13 protein-coding genes and 1 pseudogene are annotated in these 15,612 nt (G+C 61.5%); 4 read left to right on the top strand and 10 right to left on the bottom strand.

Going from position 1 to position 15,612, the window contains the following annotated elements; genetic code table 11:
- Positions 1 to 18 precede the first annotated feature (18 nt).
- From AC07UH_RS20675 to AC07UH_RS20640, 8 genes are all read right to left on the bottom strand, one after another.
- Positions 19 to 516, bottom strand: coding sequence for a cupin domain-containing protein (locus AC07UH_RS20675; protein ID WP_495182056.1), 498 nt, complete (start codon positions 514 to 516; stop codon positions 19 to 21).
- 49 nt (positions 517 to 565) lie between these two features.
- Entirely contained in the window at positions 566 to 1,609 is a 1,044-nt protein-coding gene (locus AC07UH_RS20670; protein WP_495182057.1) for an amidohydrolase family protein, read from the bottom strand.
- A 26-nt stretch (positions 1,610 to 1,635) separates the two neighbouring features.
- On the bottom strand, positions 1,636 to 2,904 hold the full coding sequence (locus AC07UH_RS20665) for an MFS transporter (protein ID WP_495182058.1): 1,269 nt from the start codon (positions 2,902 to 2,904) through the stop codon (positions 1,636 to 1,638).
- 83 nt (positions 2,905 to 2,987) lie between these two features.
- Positions 2,988 to 3,650, bottom strand: coding sequence for an RraA family protein (locus tag AC07UH_RS20660; protein WP_495193967.1), 663 nt, complete (start codon positions 3,648 to 3,650; stop codon positions 2,988 to 2,990).
- A gap of 1,125 nt (positions 3,651 to 4,775) precedes the next feature.
- Entirely contained in the window at positions 4,776 to 5,177 is a 402-nt protein-coding gene (locus AC07UH_RS20655) for a hypothetical protein (RefSeq protein WP_495193966.1), read from the bottom strand.
- A gap of 348 nt (positions 5,178 to 5,525) precedes the next feature.
- Positions 5,526 to 6,992, bottom strand: coding sequence for a carbohydrate porin (locus tag AC07UH_RS20650; RefSeq protein WP_495182061.1), 1,467 nt, complete (start codon positions 6,990 to 6,992; stop codon positions 5,526 to 5,528).
- 103 nt (positions 6,993 to 7,095) lie between these two features.
- Positions 7,096 to 8,535 (bottom strand): MFS transporter, encoded by a 1,440-nt coding sequence (locus tag AC07UH_RS20645; protein WP_495182062.1) that lies wholly within the window; start codon positions 8,533 to 8,535, stop codon positions 7,096 to 7,098.
- Positions 8,536 to 8,638: 103 nt separating this feature from the next.
- Positions 8,639 to 9,601: a dihydrodipicolinate synthase family protein gene (locus tag AC07UH_RS20640; protein ID WP_495182063.1), complete on the bottom strand. Its 963-nt coding sequence runs from the start codon at positions 9,599 to 9,601 to the stop codon at positions 8,639 to 8,641.
- 155 nt (positions 9,602 to 9,756) lie between these two features.
- On the opposite strand from AC07UH_RS20640, the gene AC07UH_RS20635 reads away from it, so the two are divergent.
- Entirely contained in the window at positions 9,757 to 10,776 is a 1,020-nt protein-coding gene (locus AC07UH_RS20635) for a LacI family DNA-binding transcriptional regulator (RefSeq protein WP_495182064.1), read from the top strand.
- Positions 10,777 to 11,078: 302 nt separating this feature from the next.
- On the top strand, positions 11,079 to 11,651 hold the full coding sequence (locus AC07UH_RS20630) for an FRG domain-containing protein (protein ID WP_495182067.1): 573 nt from the start codon (positions 11,079 to 11,081) through the stop codon (positions 11,649 to 11,651).
- Between the two features lie 323 nt (positions 11,652 to 11,974).
- Here the strand turns inward: AC07UH_RS20630 and AC07UH_RS20625 are convergent, their stop codons facing one another.
- Positions 11,975 to 12,421 (bottom strand): hypothetical protein, encoded by a 447-nt coding sequence (locus AC07UH_RS20625; protein ID WP_495189981.1) that lies wholly within the window; start codon positions 12,419 to 12,421, stop codon positions 11,975 to 11,977.
- Positions 12,422 to 13,296: 875 nt separating this feature from the next.
- On the opposite strand from AC07UH_RS20625, the gene AC07UH_RS20620 reads away from it, so the two are divergent.
- Complete coding sequence (locus tag AC07UH_RS20620) at positions 13,297 to 14,085, top strand: HNH endonuclease (protein ID WP_495189982.1); 789 nt, start codon at positions 13,297 to 13,299, stop codon at positions 14,083 to 14,085.
- A gap of 560 nt (positions 14,086 to 14,645) precedes the next feature.
- On the opposite strand, the pseudogene AC07UH_RS20615 reads toward AC07UH_RS20620, so the two are convergent.
- Positions 14,646 to 14,900, bottom strand: a pseudogene (locus AC07UH_RS20615) (IS110 family transposase); the annotation flags it as partial.
- Positions 14,901 to 14,951: 51 nt separating this feature from the next.
- Here AC07UH_RS20615 and AC07UH_RS20610 point away from each other — a divergent pair.
- Positions 14,952 to 15,612, top strand: a 661-nt coding sequence (locus AC07UH_RS20610; protein ID WP_495182066.1) for a transposase family protein, incomplete at its 3' end; no start/stop codon positions are given.

Genomic DNA, 15,612 nt, shown 5'->3' with positions numbered 1-15,612 from the left:
TTGTTGCTGATCGGCGCGTCACTTGATCGCCAAAGGAATACTCGCCGAGGGGCCTACTCCGACCTCTTGGTAGAGCGTGTCTGGAGCCATCGAGACGAGGTAGTGGGGCGCGTTCGGCGGGGTGTAGTAATAGGAGCCTGCCTCATAGATCCTGGCCTTGGATCGATCGATCGTCGCGCCGAGGCCGTAGAGGATCCTGCCCCGGAGCACCGTGGTGACGCGGCCGTCCGGATGGGTATGCGGTGCGTTTTCCGCGCCATGATCCATCTTGACCATGACGACGTAGAGCCCCGGTTCGGCCGGGTTGCCGGCCACGCGAGCCGACGCGATGCCGGTCTTGCCCTTCGTCGGCATGAAGACGATCTGATCGCCGGAACGCTGGACCGGTTGCATCGTGTCACCCGACGGTCCGTGGACCTGCACCTGCACCGGCGGGGCCGCCTGTTGCGCCATGATGGACGGTTCCAGGGCTAGAGCGCCGCCCAAGGCCACAATGATCGAATGGGCAACGTGCATGGACATTCTCCTGTTGGTGCGATCCAGCCGCGGTCGGCGGTTCAATCGGTCACGAGGCCCGCATTCCGGCGGCCGATCCGCCAGCCGCGGCCTCCACCGATGCCCAATCCACGCGCGTGTAGATCGCCTTGGCGTTGCCGCTGAAGATGAGCGCGCGATCGGCGTCGGTGATGTCGGGGAGCGCGTCGATCATGCCGACCGTGTCGTCGAACGCCCGTCCTGTCTTGGGATCGATGTTCTTGGCAGTGCCGAACATCTCAGTCGCGTAGAGTAGCCGGTCGACACCCAACTTCCTGACTGTCATTTCAACCGAATCCTGATCGTAGATCGACAGGTCAAACCAGAGGTGGCGGATCATCTCCTCGAAGCTCCTGCCCGCCTTGCCGGCCCAGAGCGATCGCTGGCGGTTGAACTGGAAGGGAATGGCACCGCCGGCATGGGGTATGATGAGCTTGAGCGAGGGAAAATCGTCGAAGACCCGCGAGTTGCACAGCTCGACAACCGCTGCCGTATCCCAGTTGATGTAGTGGGAGCCGTTGAGATGCTGGCCCGGATGGCATGTCGAACTGGCATGGATCGTTCCCGGCACGTCGAGCGCGACCATCTTCTCCCAGAGCGGATACCACCATTCGTCGGCGAGCGAGGGGGTGAGCGGCGCTAGGCCGCCCGACACGTCGGGGTTGATGTTGCAGCCGACGAACCCGAGCTCGTTGACGCAGCGCTCCAACTCCTCGAGGCAATTCGCCGGCGAGATGCCCGGCGACTGCGGCAATTGGCAGACTGGCGAGAAGACCGTCGGATACAGCCGGCAGACGCGTCCGATCAGGTCGTTGTTCGCCTCGGTCCAGTAGCGGCTGACGAGTTCGGTGCCGAAGTCGTGGCCCATGCCGGACGCGCGCGGCGAGAACATCATGTGGTCGATGCCGCGATCGCGCATCTGCCTCAGGTTCTTCTGGAGTGACGCTTCCAGCTGATCGTCGCTGATGCGGAGGTCGGCGCGGCGAGGCTTGTTCTGGGTCGAAACCTGTCGACCTCGGAAGGCGTCGAGCTGAACCGGAGCCTGGGTGTAATGGGCGTGTGCGTCGACGATCATGGAGGCTTACCTGTTCTGGGAAGGCGTCAGTGCTGCAGTTGGGCCGGGCTTGCGGCATCGATGGCGGCGAGATCGACGCCATCGCGCTTCGGCATGAAAATGAGGATGACGAGCGCGATGGCGTAACCCGCCACCCCGCCGACGACCATCGCGTCGGCAAGACCGATCGAGGTCGACAGAAACCCTACCGCAGCGGGGATCACGGAGCCGATTCCCCGGCCAGCACTGAGCGCGAACCCAGCGCCGGTCGCGCGTATCTCGGTTGGGAACAGTTCGGCAAAGGTCGGCATGATGCCTGACGCGATGCCCGCCTGAAAAAGGCCCAGGAAGAAGCCGAGCACTACCGTCATCTCCATCCCGATCGGCGCCTGCGTGAACAGAACGAGGTTGGTCGCCTGCAAGACGAGGTAGATCAGGAAAGCCGTACGCCTCCTGATCCGGTCAGCGATCAGGCCGAAGATCACCGGGCCGCAGAAGGAGCCGAGAATGTTGATGGCGAGATAGCCTGCCATCTGCTTCAGCGGCAAGCCGAGCACCTGCTGAACGTACGTCGGCAGCCAGGTGATCATCACGAACGCCGCGCCCAGCGCGCCGAAGGCGAACGACGTGGCAATAAGGGTCTGCCGCAGGTGAGGTGGCTGGAAGATCAGCCACGGACTCGGGCGAGTGGGCGCGGCTTTGCTCCCGGCGTCCGCTATAAACAACGCGGGTTCCGGCACGCCGCGCCGCAGGAAGATCACGATGATCGCCGGCAGCAGCCCGACCGCGAACATGATCCGCCAACCGAGTTCCGACCCGGCAGAGCCGAGGATGACCGGCAGAAGGAAGGTGGAGACGGCGTTCCCAGCCGCATAGCCGCTCTGCACGGCCGCCGCCACGCGGCCACGCATCGCCGGCTTGACGACCTCGGCGACCAGAATAGCGCCGACCGCCGCCTCGCCGCCGTAACCGAAGCCCTGGATCGCGCGCGCGATCAGCAGGTGCGAGAAGTCCTCAGCGAAGGCGGCCGCGAAGGTCGACAGGGCCACCAGCAACACGGTGATCTGCAGGACGCGAACGCGACCGATACGATCGGCGACGATGCCGAAGATCCAACCGCCGAGCGCCGCGCTCACGAGGTTCGCGGTGGCGAACAGTCCGGCCTCTGGATGTGTAATGCCCAACACAGAGATCAATGTCGGGGTGAGCAGCGCGAACATCGTGCTGTCCATCGCGTCCAGCGCAAGCCCGCCGAACGCAGCCAGAAAAGTACGCCGTTCGACCTTGGATAGGGCCGAGTACCACCCGAGTGTCATTGCCTACCCTCCCCGCCGGGCGCTGCCAGCGCCTCCCGCATCAACCAAAGCTATCTTGCATCGCCCAACATCAGCCGCAGTCCTCAGACGTGGATTTCGCAGCCGAGCCGCTCCAGTGTTTTGTCGACCCACGCCTTATCCCGCGGCAGACCGGCGCGGATATTGGCCAGGGATTGCTCCTCGACAGCGTGCTTCTTCGCGGCAGCCATGCACACCGCTTCAACGTCGGCGAGTGGGACAGCAAGAAACCCGTCGCGATCGCCGATGACGAGATCGCCGGGCTGGATGACCATGCCGTCGACCGCGATGTCTACGTTGATCTCGCCGGGACCATCCTTGTAAGGCCCGCGATGGGTCACGCCGGCGGCGAACACCGGGAAGTCGCCCAAGCGGATTGCTTCGCTGTCGCGTATGGCCCCGTTGATGACCATGCCCTCGACCCCCCGCGCGACGGCTTCCGCCGCCATGATCTCGCCGATCAGTGCGTTGGTTAGGTCGCCCCCGGCGTCGACTACGATCACGTCACCTGGGTGCGCGAGCATCAAAGCTTTGTGGATCATCAGATTATCGCCCGGACGCGCTTTAACTGTTAGCGCTGGCCCTGCCATGATCCGGCCCGAGTGCATCGGCCTGAGGCGCGAACCTCCAGCAACGATACGCGCCATTGCATCGCTCAGGTTCGCAACGGGCAACGCTCTCGCTCGAGCCACCAACTCGGCGGAAACCACCTTCCCACGGGTCAACACTCTGAAGCCGATCACCTGCGGTCCTCTCCTGTATTATGCGCAGGATCAAGCGACCACGTTATTCTGTCCAATACCGAGTAGGTGGGAGCGTTATAGCGCTGCGCAATAAGCTGATGGACCGAATACATGGCGCCGCCATGTGACCCAGAAACGGTCATCCACAGGCCCCCGCCGGCTTCCCGACATCCGACATTCGTTCATGTTCGAAGCAGCCGACGATACGCTGGGAACGGCTCGTTGACTGATAGCCCCAGGTCCGTCCCCAAAAGGATGGTATTGTGGGACTACCCGAGTTTCGGCAAGCGACAGCTATGCGCTTGCAGGAAATTAAAAGTGCGGCGATCATGAGGTACGCTGGGAGGGCTTGATGTTGCGCCTATACAGGATCGCACTCTGTGCGGCGATGATGGCTGGCCCGTCTTGTGATGCGGTGAAAGCCGTCGCAGGGACTAATGCGACAACATCTGCCACAGAAAAGACGCTGCCAAGTACACCAGGTATTTGGCAAGCGCCACGAGGGCTGAAGCAAACTAGGATTTGGCCAGGCGCGGCGCCGGATGGCACGTTCCGGCCGCAGCCGCCCGAAAGCGTTCATACGTATGACGACGCCGCTGCGGCCGGGGGCACATCGCAAGCGATTCTCAACATAGCCGACCCGACGATGACGATCGTGCTGCCAAAAGCAGAAAATACCGGCACGGCTATCGTCGTATTTCCGGGTGGCGGCTTCCAAATGGTCTTTGTCGGTCTGGAAGGTATGGAGATATGTGATTGGCTAGTAAGCAAGGGCATTACCTGCATCCTATCAAAGTACCGAGCTCCTGGCGGAAACGACTTTTGGGACTCAAAGCTTAATCGTAACCGAAGACCAAATCGCCGTGGGGCCCAAATGGCTGCAGTGGCTGGCTCGCAAAAACAGCGAGACGCTGCAACGCCGATCCGGTTGGGCAATGATTGCCTGTGCAGTGATCGTAGTGATCCTACGCCTTTCGACAGCCAGGTGATCCTACGAATTGGAAAGCGGACTGTCTGCTTCCGGGCGATCTTGGCTACTTCGAGATCAAGCGAGCGCCCCCGGCATGGACGCCTCAACGCATCAGCATAGCCACTGAAATGAGTACAAGCTTATCTATTGGTTTCGCGTTGCAAATACACCAGAGATAGAGCGCCAATACCTATTGCGGCCATCCATGCGTAGTAGCCGACTAAATGGGTAATTTGACGTTCGGCAACGTCATCAACGACCTTCGTCCAAAACAGAGAATTGATGAAGGCGAAAGTGCAAACGTAACGGGGCCATCTTGAGGATGGCAAACCGGCAGCCATCGGCAAAGCTATGTTAGCAATCCAGCCAAACTGATAAATCAATGGCCCAAATGCCCCGGCAACCAGCATATGGAAGCCAAAAACAACGCTGTCGGGGCGTTTGTTTTCAACGTAAACTGGCAGAAAGAGGGAAAGCACCAAGAGGAAGTTGGCGATATAGGTTAGCTCCTTAACCCGTCTTTCCGTAGCCGGTCTAGGCATCACGCATCTCGCTTCTTGAACCCGCTCTGCGCTCATTGTGGCGGAGCCACGTTAACACCGCTAATTCGTTTCGCGGCGATGACGAAAGATCGTTAGCGCTGCAAAAGAGGGCTGAGCGGTGGTCGCTGGTATCGCAGCGAGTGGCAACTCCTGCGTGGAGGCCAAGTCCCATCGCTGGAACCGAAGCGCCCGCCGAGGCTAAATGTCCCCGATTGGGCGATACCGGCCGCCCTCCCCTCCGCCACGACGACCCATAATCTGCCGTTCGGGGCATCTATTCCGCTCCCCAACATTGGACATTCGTTAAGACAAACGCAGTGGCGCGAATGTTGGGCATTGCACTCAGTTTCACCGCTGCGCGGGTAGGCCGAGCAGGGCTGCCGCGTCGAACGATGCCCGTAGTCCGAATGCCAAAATATTGCCCGACCGCTTTGCTGCGCGCGGAAGGAGGAAATTATCGGGACTGATGATATACTGCACGTTCGGGCTGATGCGGACGCCACGATAGGCCGCAACCCCGTAGTTCAGTTCGAACACGCCTTCAGCAGGAAGTACGCGGTCGGTCCCGCCGACGAGTGCACGCGACGCCTGCAGCAACTGACGCTGGCGGTCGCCTAAGCGGATATAGCTGCCGACCAGGCCCAGCGTGTCCTGCGGCCGGTGCGCAAACGGGCCGGTCACGATAACCCCTGCCAGAACCTGCGCCTTGAAGGGGACATAGTCCTTGGTCGAACTAATCACGCCGCCAAAGACGGTGATCGGTCGCTTCGGATCTCTGGCCATCCGCGTCGCGACTATGTCGCCCATGACGTAAGCGCCGCTCTGACCGTCGTGGATCAGCGCCGTTCCGCCCGCACTGCCCGGCCCGATGCGTGACCGACCGCTTGTGTTGAGATACGGGTCGGCAACGTCGGACGTATTGCCATAGCCGCCGATCCGCAGGTGATAGGCGTGCGGCGCTGTTGCATCAGGTGACTGAAGTCCGATTTCAACTGCCGTCTGATGGCCGGTCGCGCCCTTTGTCGACCAGTGGAACCCGTTGGTCGGCAGCAGCGACGTATTCGCCTCGAACACGCCCACCTGCGCGTAGAAGGACTTGGTCGGCGCGACTTTGATGCGGCCGCCCCATGTGTTGTACGGAAAGAAGCCAAGCGCGCGATCCTGAATTGGCACCACCGCCGGATTGAAGCATACCGAGTTGCTCTGGAACGTGCAGTACAGGTTCGATGCGTTAAAATAGGTCAGCGGCGCCACGCGTCCGCCGGAGATGTTGACCCTGCCGCCCCACAGGTTCTGCTCGAGCGCGAGCGCGGCGAGGCGAAGATTCTGAAAGGTCTTGTAGCGCGTCTGGAAACTAATTGCGTTGCCTGTGTGCTCGGCCGCCAGCGACGATCCCTTAGACACGTTCATGCTGTAATGGATCGCCGCCCCCTTCCATCCGACCAGCCGGTCAAGGTCGAGGTCGAACCCGAACGGGATGGCATAGGAGTTGCCGGTCCCCTGCCCCTGGCCGCCGGTCACGCTGCCGGCGAACTCGTCTACCGCCAGCAGCTTCAGATAGATGCCGCGATCTGCCAGCGACCGGCCAACCTTAGCGAGCGGCCCCCTGGCAATCGGACCTTGGCTCGGAGCCTGGACCTGCGGCTTGGGAAAGTTGGTGGAACTGGGCGGGCGACTAGCGGGCGCCTTGGGCTGAGCCGTCTCGAGCTGATCGGCGGGCTTGGTCGGAGCCGGGCTGATCTGAGCCAGGGCGGGCATGGGAAATGCGAACGCATCGACTAGACAGGGCGCGAAGCAGAGCATGGCATTCTTCACGGGCACTCTCCTGCCGGCTGCACGTCTGAGGGCGGCAGTCCGGCGATCGGGATGGGAGACGTTGGTTGGCGACGAGGGGGGCACATCGCCCTCCCCGCCAGACTTAAGGAGAGACTTCCTCAAGCGGCCGCCCCGTCGTTTCCGGTGCCCAACGCAGGACAATGAGACCGGTCACCGCGGCGATGATCGCAAAGGTGAGGAACACGGGAGCGACCGAGCCGGTCGTCATGATCAGGCCGATGACCCACGGACCGGTGATCGACCCGGCCCGCAGCCACGCCGAGCCGAGCCCTGCGCCCAGTGAACGCAACCGGGTTGGATAGAGTTCGCCCGAATAGAGATAGAGCGAATAGGTCACCGTCTGCAGCGCAGCGAAAGCCGGCGTCGCCAGCGCGAACACCATCATCGGTGTCGCTGCACCCAGCAGCCATAGCGCCAGCAGCGGCACGGCAGCGAACAGCAACGCGCCCGTGTACCAATTGCGACGACCGACCTTGTCGATGGTCAGCGCGCAGATGAACGACGCCACCAGCGCGATGCCCGACATCGCAAAGCCGTACCCGATCGCCTGGTTGAGCGGCATGTCAAACACCGTACGATACAGCGTCGGCAGCCACGTCAGCAGGCCGTTGTTGATCATGTAGGCACCGAACCACATCGCCCACAGCAGAACAGTACGCGGACCGTAGAGCGGACTGAACAACTCGCGCCACGATCCGGCGGGGTTGGCCTGCATCGCGGCCGTCGTCACGACGGGCGTCGGCTGGGGAAGAGGCTGGCCATGCTTAACCGCGCTTGCCTCGAGCTTTTCGACGACGTGCTCGGCACCGCGCAGCCGACCGCGGGTGATGAGCCAGCGCGGGCTTTCCGATAGGAAGAAGCGTAGCGGCAGGACCAGCAGCACCGGGATCATCCCAACGATGAACATCGATTGCCAGCCGAGGGAGGGCACGAGCAGATAGCCGATCGCGCCTGCGGCAGTCAGGCCAACGAGAAACAGCAATTCGTAGAGCAGGAAGAACCGCCCGCGTTTCTTCGCACCGGACAACTCGTTGACATAGGCGCTGGCGACCGGGACCTCGCCGCCCGTCCCGATCCCCTGGAGGAAGCGGAACAGCATCAGCGATCCGGCGCTCCACGAGAATATGCAGCCTGCACTCATGATTGCGAAGATGGCGATGCAGATGGCCAGAACTGGCAGGCGCCCGATGCGCTCGGCAAGCCATCCGAAGAACACGGCGCCGAAGAGCTGACCGAGATAGCCTGACGAAATGATCGCTGCCGTGGTCGCGGGGGCAAGGCCCCATTCCTTCGACAGGATCGGCAACGCATAGGCGAGAGCAATTGTCGTATAGCCGTCGAAGAAGGTCGCCATGCCGACGCAGCCCCGTGCCCACAGCACCGGCCTGGTGATCGGCAGCCGTTCCAGTCGCGAGATCAGCATCGCGCTGTCGACCTGCTCGGCTGACATGGTTTCGTCCGTGGCGAACTGAGCACCAGACGCAAGTGTAGCGTTCACATAACCTCTCCCAACGGCACGCATTCACGGACATCCGCTGCGCGTCTGCTCTAGTGTGGGATGGAGCGACCGGATCATCGATCCGGCCGCCCCGGCGTTGAGAGCCGCCGAGGTGGCTCTCGAGTTGTCAGATGATGCTCGCTTCGCGCAGCGCCGCCTCGATTTCCTTCTCCGCCTGTGGCGTCAGGTCGAGTAGCGGCGAACGGATGGTCGCGTTGTCGATGATGCCACGGGCGCGCAAGGCGATCTTCAGCGCAACAGTGCCCTCCATGTGGCTACCCCGGTGATAAATATTCTTGGTCACCGGCAGCAGCTGGTCGTGCAGCTTGCGAGCCGTGACATAGTCCTTGGCCTTGCCCGCCTCGATTAGTTTCACGAGCAACTCGGGTGCGACGTTGCCGTAACCCACCAGCGCACCGTCCACGTCGAACATCGTGTGCAGCAGATACTCGTCATGGCAGGTGAGGATCTGCAGTTCGGGAAATTCACTGCGCAGGACCGGAATCTCGGTGTCCCAGCGCTTCATGTTGCGCACGCCGTTCTTCGTCGCAACAACGCCCGGCTGCGCTGCGAGCTCTAGCTGCGTCTTCAGGTTGTAATTGGCTTTGGTAACGTCGGGATACTGGAACAGGATGCACTGCAGACCCGAGGCTTCGTAGATCGCCTTGTAGCGATCCTGCGGCGCGCCGTCCTGATAGCCGAAGCGCAGCCAGCCATGGCTTGGATAGACCAGCGCGCCGATCGCGCCCGCATCCGCAGCGCGTCGCGCTTCCTGTGCGGCGACCTCGGTTCCCTCGCCAGTGATGCCAGCTATGATCGGCACATCGACCGCATCGACGAGGCATTTGATGAGCTTAACCTGCTCGTCCTGCGTCAGGAACGTACCCTCGCCGGCATGGCCGAGGATGACGAGGCTCTTCACGCCTTCGACCGAAACCAGCCACTTCGCCAGCTTCGCATTCTGTTCGTAATCGACCTGGCCATCAGTCGTGAAGACGGTAACGGGTGCCGGATTAAGGCCGCGCAAGTCCATCACTTTTTCGGGTGCATTACGGTTTGCGACTCGGGTTTCAGGATCATGAAGGCTCATCATTCTCTCCTAAGGCTTCGCCTCGCTAGCTTATGGGATCGTTAGCGGGAACGTTCCCGTTATCGTTGCTGATGACTCTGGTGTCAATCGGGTCGATCGGGCATTGAGGCGATGGAAGAGAACGCTTCGCCGCATGGCGTTGCAGGAGAATACCATTGGAAACCGATAGCCGTACGACCCGGATCACGCTGCACAGCGTTGCGGATGCCGCCGGCGTGTCGAAATCGACGGTTTCGCGTATCCTCGACGAGCGCCTGCCGCCGTCGGATAACGAGACCGCCCGCCGGGTACGCAGGGTGGCGGCCGAACTCGGCTACGTCCGCGACAGCGCCGCCGCGAGCCTGAGGCGTGGCCAAACGATGACCATTGGCGTGATCGTCCCGCGGTTGACCGACACGGTAATGGCCATGCTGTACGAGGCGATTGCGAGCGCCTGCACGCGCAGCGGCCGCATGGCACTTGTCGCCACCACCGACGACCGCCCCGAGGAGGAGGCGCGGGCTGCCGAACTTCTGCTGCAACGCGGTGTTGACGGTCTGATCCTGGCGACCGCACGCGATGGCGACGACCTTCCGAACACTCTCGCGGAACGCGGTGTCCCCTATGTCTTGGCGCTGCGCACCGACTCGGTCAGTCCCTCGGCAGTAGGCGACGATCGACTCGGCGGTTACCTTGCCACGCGCCATCTCCTCGACCTTGGCCATCGCCGCATCGGAATTATTGCGGGGCCGGGTTATGCCTCAAATTCGCGCGGGCGGTTCGCGGGCTATCGCCAGGCGCTGATCGAAGCGGGACTGGTCCCCGACACCGATCTTGAAGTCCTATCGACGTTCAGCATAGACGCCGGCACCGATGCCGCCCTGACGTTGATGAAGCTGTCCGATCGCCCGACGGCAATTTTTGCGGTGAATGACAATACCGCGATCGGCGCGATGTCCGCGCTCTTCAACCTCGGCCTGCGCGTGCCCGAGGACATCTCGCTCGTCGGTTATAACGATATTCCGATCGTCGGTCGCTTGCCCACCCCTCTAACCACTGTCCGCGTGGCATTCGATCAGATCGCGGGCCTCGCGCTCCATCTATTGCTGGCGAGAGAGCCCGGACGGTTATCGGGTCCGCAGTTTATCGCACCGACATTGATACCACGGAGATCAACGGCTCGTGTTCAGCAATGACCCAAACCCAGACACTCAGCCGCGCCAGCGCCCTTCCCGTAAGCGGACGTTGGTTCATGAATATATCGCCTGCTGTGAAAAGCCTTGTTAGAAGAAGCCGTGCTTACGCGTGTCCAGGATCTGTCGTCGTGACCAGCGTCCCACCCCCTCAGTCGCCGTCTCTGGCAATGATGGAGCGACCAACGAAGCGATTAAGTCAGCTTGGAGAAGGCTTCCAGCTTGTCGCGCAGTATCTCGCTGAGATCGCAGGCAGCCTCGACGCTGAAAGCGTGCTCCGTGGTCAAGCGAGCTAGGACTGGGCAATCCAGCCTTCTGCGCTTCGCACCAACGCATACGGCATCCGCAATAACGACCATCTCGCGCGCTGGAAAGCGATGGCCGGAAGATTCGAACGTGCAAACTCTGACCTAGAGTGGCTGGCGCTTGCTCAACATTACGGGATCGCGACAACGCTGCTAGACTGGACCTCCAATCCGCTCGTCGCACTATTCTTTGCGGCTCAACCTGCAACTAGGCTCGTCAATCAGAACGCGGACGGCGTGATCTACATGGTGAAGTCGTCAGCTTTTCAGCGAGTTCCCGCCACAGATTTCGACGTCTTCGGTGAATGGGCGGACGGCCCGTTCTTTCTTTTGGTCGAGGGCACAAACCGGCGTGCCGTTACACAGTCTAGCGTCATGACGCTCCATTCGGCCAAAGTGCCCCAAACCCCCGAGTATGAGCCGGAAATCGTCTTCCGCTTGCCCGGCTGGGCTAAGTTCGGCGTTCTGGCGGCACTTGCAAAACTTGGACTCAGTGCTGAAAATATATATGCAGACATAAACTCCGCTGCGAGCGAGTTCTCGAGGCAGTTGCGTATGGAGGGTGGGAGCTGATCTATGCAAAAGGGGCATTCAGGCCACATGCCCGCTATCCGAACCTCGTCATCTATTTATATCGGATCTTTGCTTAGATTGATCGATAGCAGAACGACAGAGGCTCGGCTCGATTTGTTGATTTTCAGATCAAGAAGGTCTTAGCCTTGGTGAGGTTGAGGTCGTGAGTTTGATCCGAAGCGGCAGTCGGATCTCCTACCGACTTAGGCGTGATCGCGTTATCCCTGTCTCGCGGTCGGATTCGGGGCGCCACCGCGCCGCAGCTTGGTCGTCGCAAACGCTCTCGTGCTCTCGTGCTCTCGTGCTCTCGCGTCGGTGGCCACTCACATCCTCAACAATCCCTCGTCAAGCATATATCGATGGACAGCCTCCGGGTCCACGGGCCCCGGAAGCCCGCCCGCCCTGCAGATTGATCGAATCTGTTGCGCGCGTATTTTGGGGTCGCTGCTCAGCACCCACCTGATGCCACGTCCCCGCTCCAGCCTCTCACGCGTGCGCTGCTCCGCAGTAGCCGAGCGTGAGAGTTCCGCGTCGATGCTTCGCATTAAGCGAAACAGGATGTCACAGAAGCCGACCACGCCCCTTAGCCGGAGCCGGACTTTCTGGCCGACGATGAAGGGCTCGTGCTCGAGCGCCCCGCTCATACCCAACGACGCGCGTCCGCTGACGGGCTTGAAGTCCGCGTAGGCCTGAGCGTCTATCTGGTTCGCGATGCTGCCGCGGTGGATCAGCGCGTTCCGAGCCTGCTTGAAGTAGCGGAACGCCTTCATAAGGTTGGCCACCAGCGGCCAACTGTATTTCCTGCTGGCGAGATAAGCGGGCGAGAACTGGGCGTCGTTGAGGGTTGAGAGGACCGTCTTGTGTGGATGGCTCCCGCGTTGCAAGTGGCGATTTGATGATCTGGCGGTTTGGTCGGGTGCAGTCTTGTGTCCGGCCTGTTGATGCAGCCGTTTCCTGACTGCAGGCCCTGATGGTATCCGCAAGCTGGGTCCCACTCTGCTTTGCAGCTACCCAAGCCTGCACGCCCACGCTCGGCTGGTCGAGCTGAAGCGGATGGTTCGACCGTGGCGGAGCTTCGCCGAATTGTGCGAGCATGTCGTCCGACCAGCGCTCATACACCGCGAATGCATTAGTCAGTATGAACCCGGCGAACGTCTCCTGCTGATCATCCCAGGAAGTATCGATGCAAACCTTGCGCAGGTTGAGACCTCTCACACCGCTTCCGGCCGCAAAGCGGCCGTTCAGCTGCTCCTGTGTGGCCCCGGGCACCTCGTCGACAAAGCCGCGCACCTGCCAGCGCAAGTTCCAGAGCGCCGCCGCAGTCGGCCAAGCGAAATCGAACAATTCATCTACGCGGCCGAGCGCGAAGGTGGTCGGCTCGAAGAATGCGCCACGCCAGTGCTTTTCCGCCAAGCTCATTCCCCCAAGAGGCAAACACCACCCGCGACGTACGACTTCGCGAAGCGGTTCTCGGCCAGTCCGAGCGCCGCCGCGCGTGACCACGCCGTGGGTAGAGGTTAAACCACACGTGGGAGCCGAGGAAGCGCTTCGGCACGTCGGTTGTCTCCGGAACCGCAATACGTAGATTGGCTTGGCTATGCCGGAAGGGCGGAACTGGATGCATGCGGCCGGAGTGATCTGGCCTATGCTTACGAAGGCCGGCGCGGAGCGGCGTACGCTCACCTACACCGACGTGGCGCCGGTGATCGCCACCAATCCCCTCAGCGTCGGCTATGCACTCGGACCTATACAGGCATATTGCATCGAGAACCGTCTGTCACCTCTAACAGCGATCGTCGTCGGCAAGAACACAGGGGTACCTGGCGAAGGCTTTGTCGCCTGGGATGTCGACGATCTAACCGCGGCCGCCGACGCAATCGCAGCACAAAATTGGGATCTGGTGGGCAACCCGTTTGAAGGTTTCGGCCCGAACGAGACCGCAGACTCGTTCGCCGAGGAGCTCGTGAACGATCCTGATAAATCGGTCGACGTTTTGCGCCGAGTGCGGGACCGGGGGGTCGCGCAGCAGATTTTCCGGCGGGCGCTGCTTCTCGCATACGGCAGGCGGTGCGCCATGTGCGGGCTGGCGTTCCCCGACGCGCTAGAAGCGGCCCACATAGTGCCTTGGGGAGACTGCGATGAGAACAGGCGATTGGACGTCCGCAACGGCGTGCTGCTGTGCGCGTCCCATCACCGGCTGTTCGACCGAGAGGCGCTTTCCCTTCGGCCGAATTTTCAGATCCACTACTACGATCCGGACGGAACAGATGGTCGCTATCGGAAGGTAGATCGCGCCTTCTCGCTTGCCGTCCATGGTGAGCAGTTACGGATGCCCAAGAATGCACGTCACCGTCCTGACCCCGCGAACATCCGCGAACGCATGAGGCTAGCACGTCATAAGACGAGGCCGAAACGGGATCTGCGGCATAGCTGAGCGCGCTCGCATAAGACGGGTGCGATGGTTCCTTCGCGTGCAGATACGCGCGAGCGCGTCGAAGTGTTCAAGCGGTACCACGATCGCAAGGAAGGTGGGATGTAACGTTGAATTGGGGGTCAAAGGCGCAGCTCATCTGGCTCAGCGGCGCGCTGGCTCGGTCCCTATCTCGCCCCTTACGTGCGGTCCCACCTGCATTCTGGAGGTGAGGTCGAGTTACCTGTCGCTCCGACGACCCACTTCCGGCCACTCAGCGACCTCAAGGCGGCACCAGAAACCTGCCACTCTCTGTGGATGGCTCCCGCGTTGCAAGGGTAATTCGACGATCTGACTTAGGTCGGGTGCAGCTCTCTGTTCGGCCTGTTGATGCAGCCGGTGAAGGACTGCTGGCCCTGATGGAGTCCGCGAGCTGAGTCCCATCTCGTTCAACAGGCTATTATGCCTTGAGCGGCCGTTGGGGTGTCCCTGCTCCCGGTCTGACCGGTTCGCCATCACATCGCATCGCACTTACAACATCGTGAAGCTGGTCTCCTTTGTCTCGGTGGTTTCCAGCTAAATCGTCATGCCGCGAGCCTGGGCTGATGCCCGGCCTGGTATGTCTCACCACGAACCATGATCGCCCAGACCACCCGGGCGGTGTGGTTTGCCATGGCGACGGTGGCTACCCGTACGGGCTTGCGCGCGAGCAAGGCCACGAGCCGCGGGTCGGCTGTCTCTGGCTTACGCTTCACGCGCTTGATGAGAGACGTCATGCCCACGACGAGCAGCGTTCGAAGGTATTTATCGCCCATCTTGGTGATACGCCCTAGCTGTTTGATCCCACGGTTTGATGGTGCGATCCTTTCGTTAGAATGGAAGGAAGCAGCATGGGACAGGTACGTCACGGGAGCGCCACGACCACGCACGCCGTCAGAGCAGCAATACAGCGATCGCAAGCTTCGCTCTCGACGCTGAGCCGGGAGCTCGGGATCAACCCGAAGACGGTGGCGAAGTGGCGTAAGCGAGCTACGGTTGAGGATTTAAAGACCGGGCCGAAGGCCCCTCACTCCACGACCCTGACCGAAGCCGAGGAGGCAGCGATCGTCGCATTCCGGCGCCACACACTCCTGCCGCTCGACGATTGCCTCTATGCGTTGCAGCCGTCGATCCCGCACCTGACGCGGTCAGCGCTGCACCGATGCCTGCAGCGGCACGGCATCTCCCGTCTACCCGACATCGAGGGCGACAAGCCGAAGCGACAACGCTTCAAGCGCTACCCGATTGGCTTCTTCCACATCGATATCGCCGAGGTACAGACTGCCCAAGGCAAGCTCTACCTGTTCGTCGGCATCGACCGCACGAGTAAGTTCGCGGTCACCCAGCTCGTCGATAAGGCTGACAGGCGAACGGCGTGGGAATTCCTGGAACACCTGCTGAAAACGGTGCCGTACCGAATCCATACGATCCTGACCGACAACGTCCTATGTTGGGAAGCAGCGGCGGGTTTCGGCCAGCAGATATCCGTGCGCCGACAACCATCGGCGCGGC

It is taken from the genome of Sphingomonas sp. GW821-FHT04B01, assembly GCF_059420425.1.
This window is presented reverse-complemented; position numbering and strand designations above follow the sequence as displayed.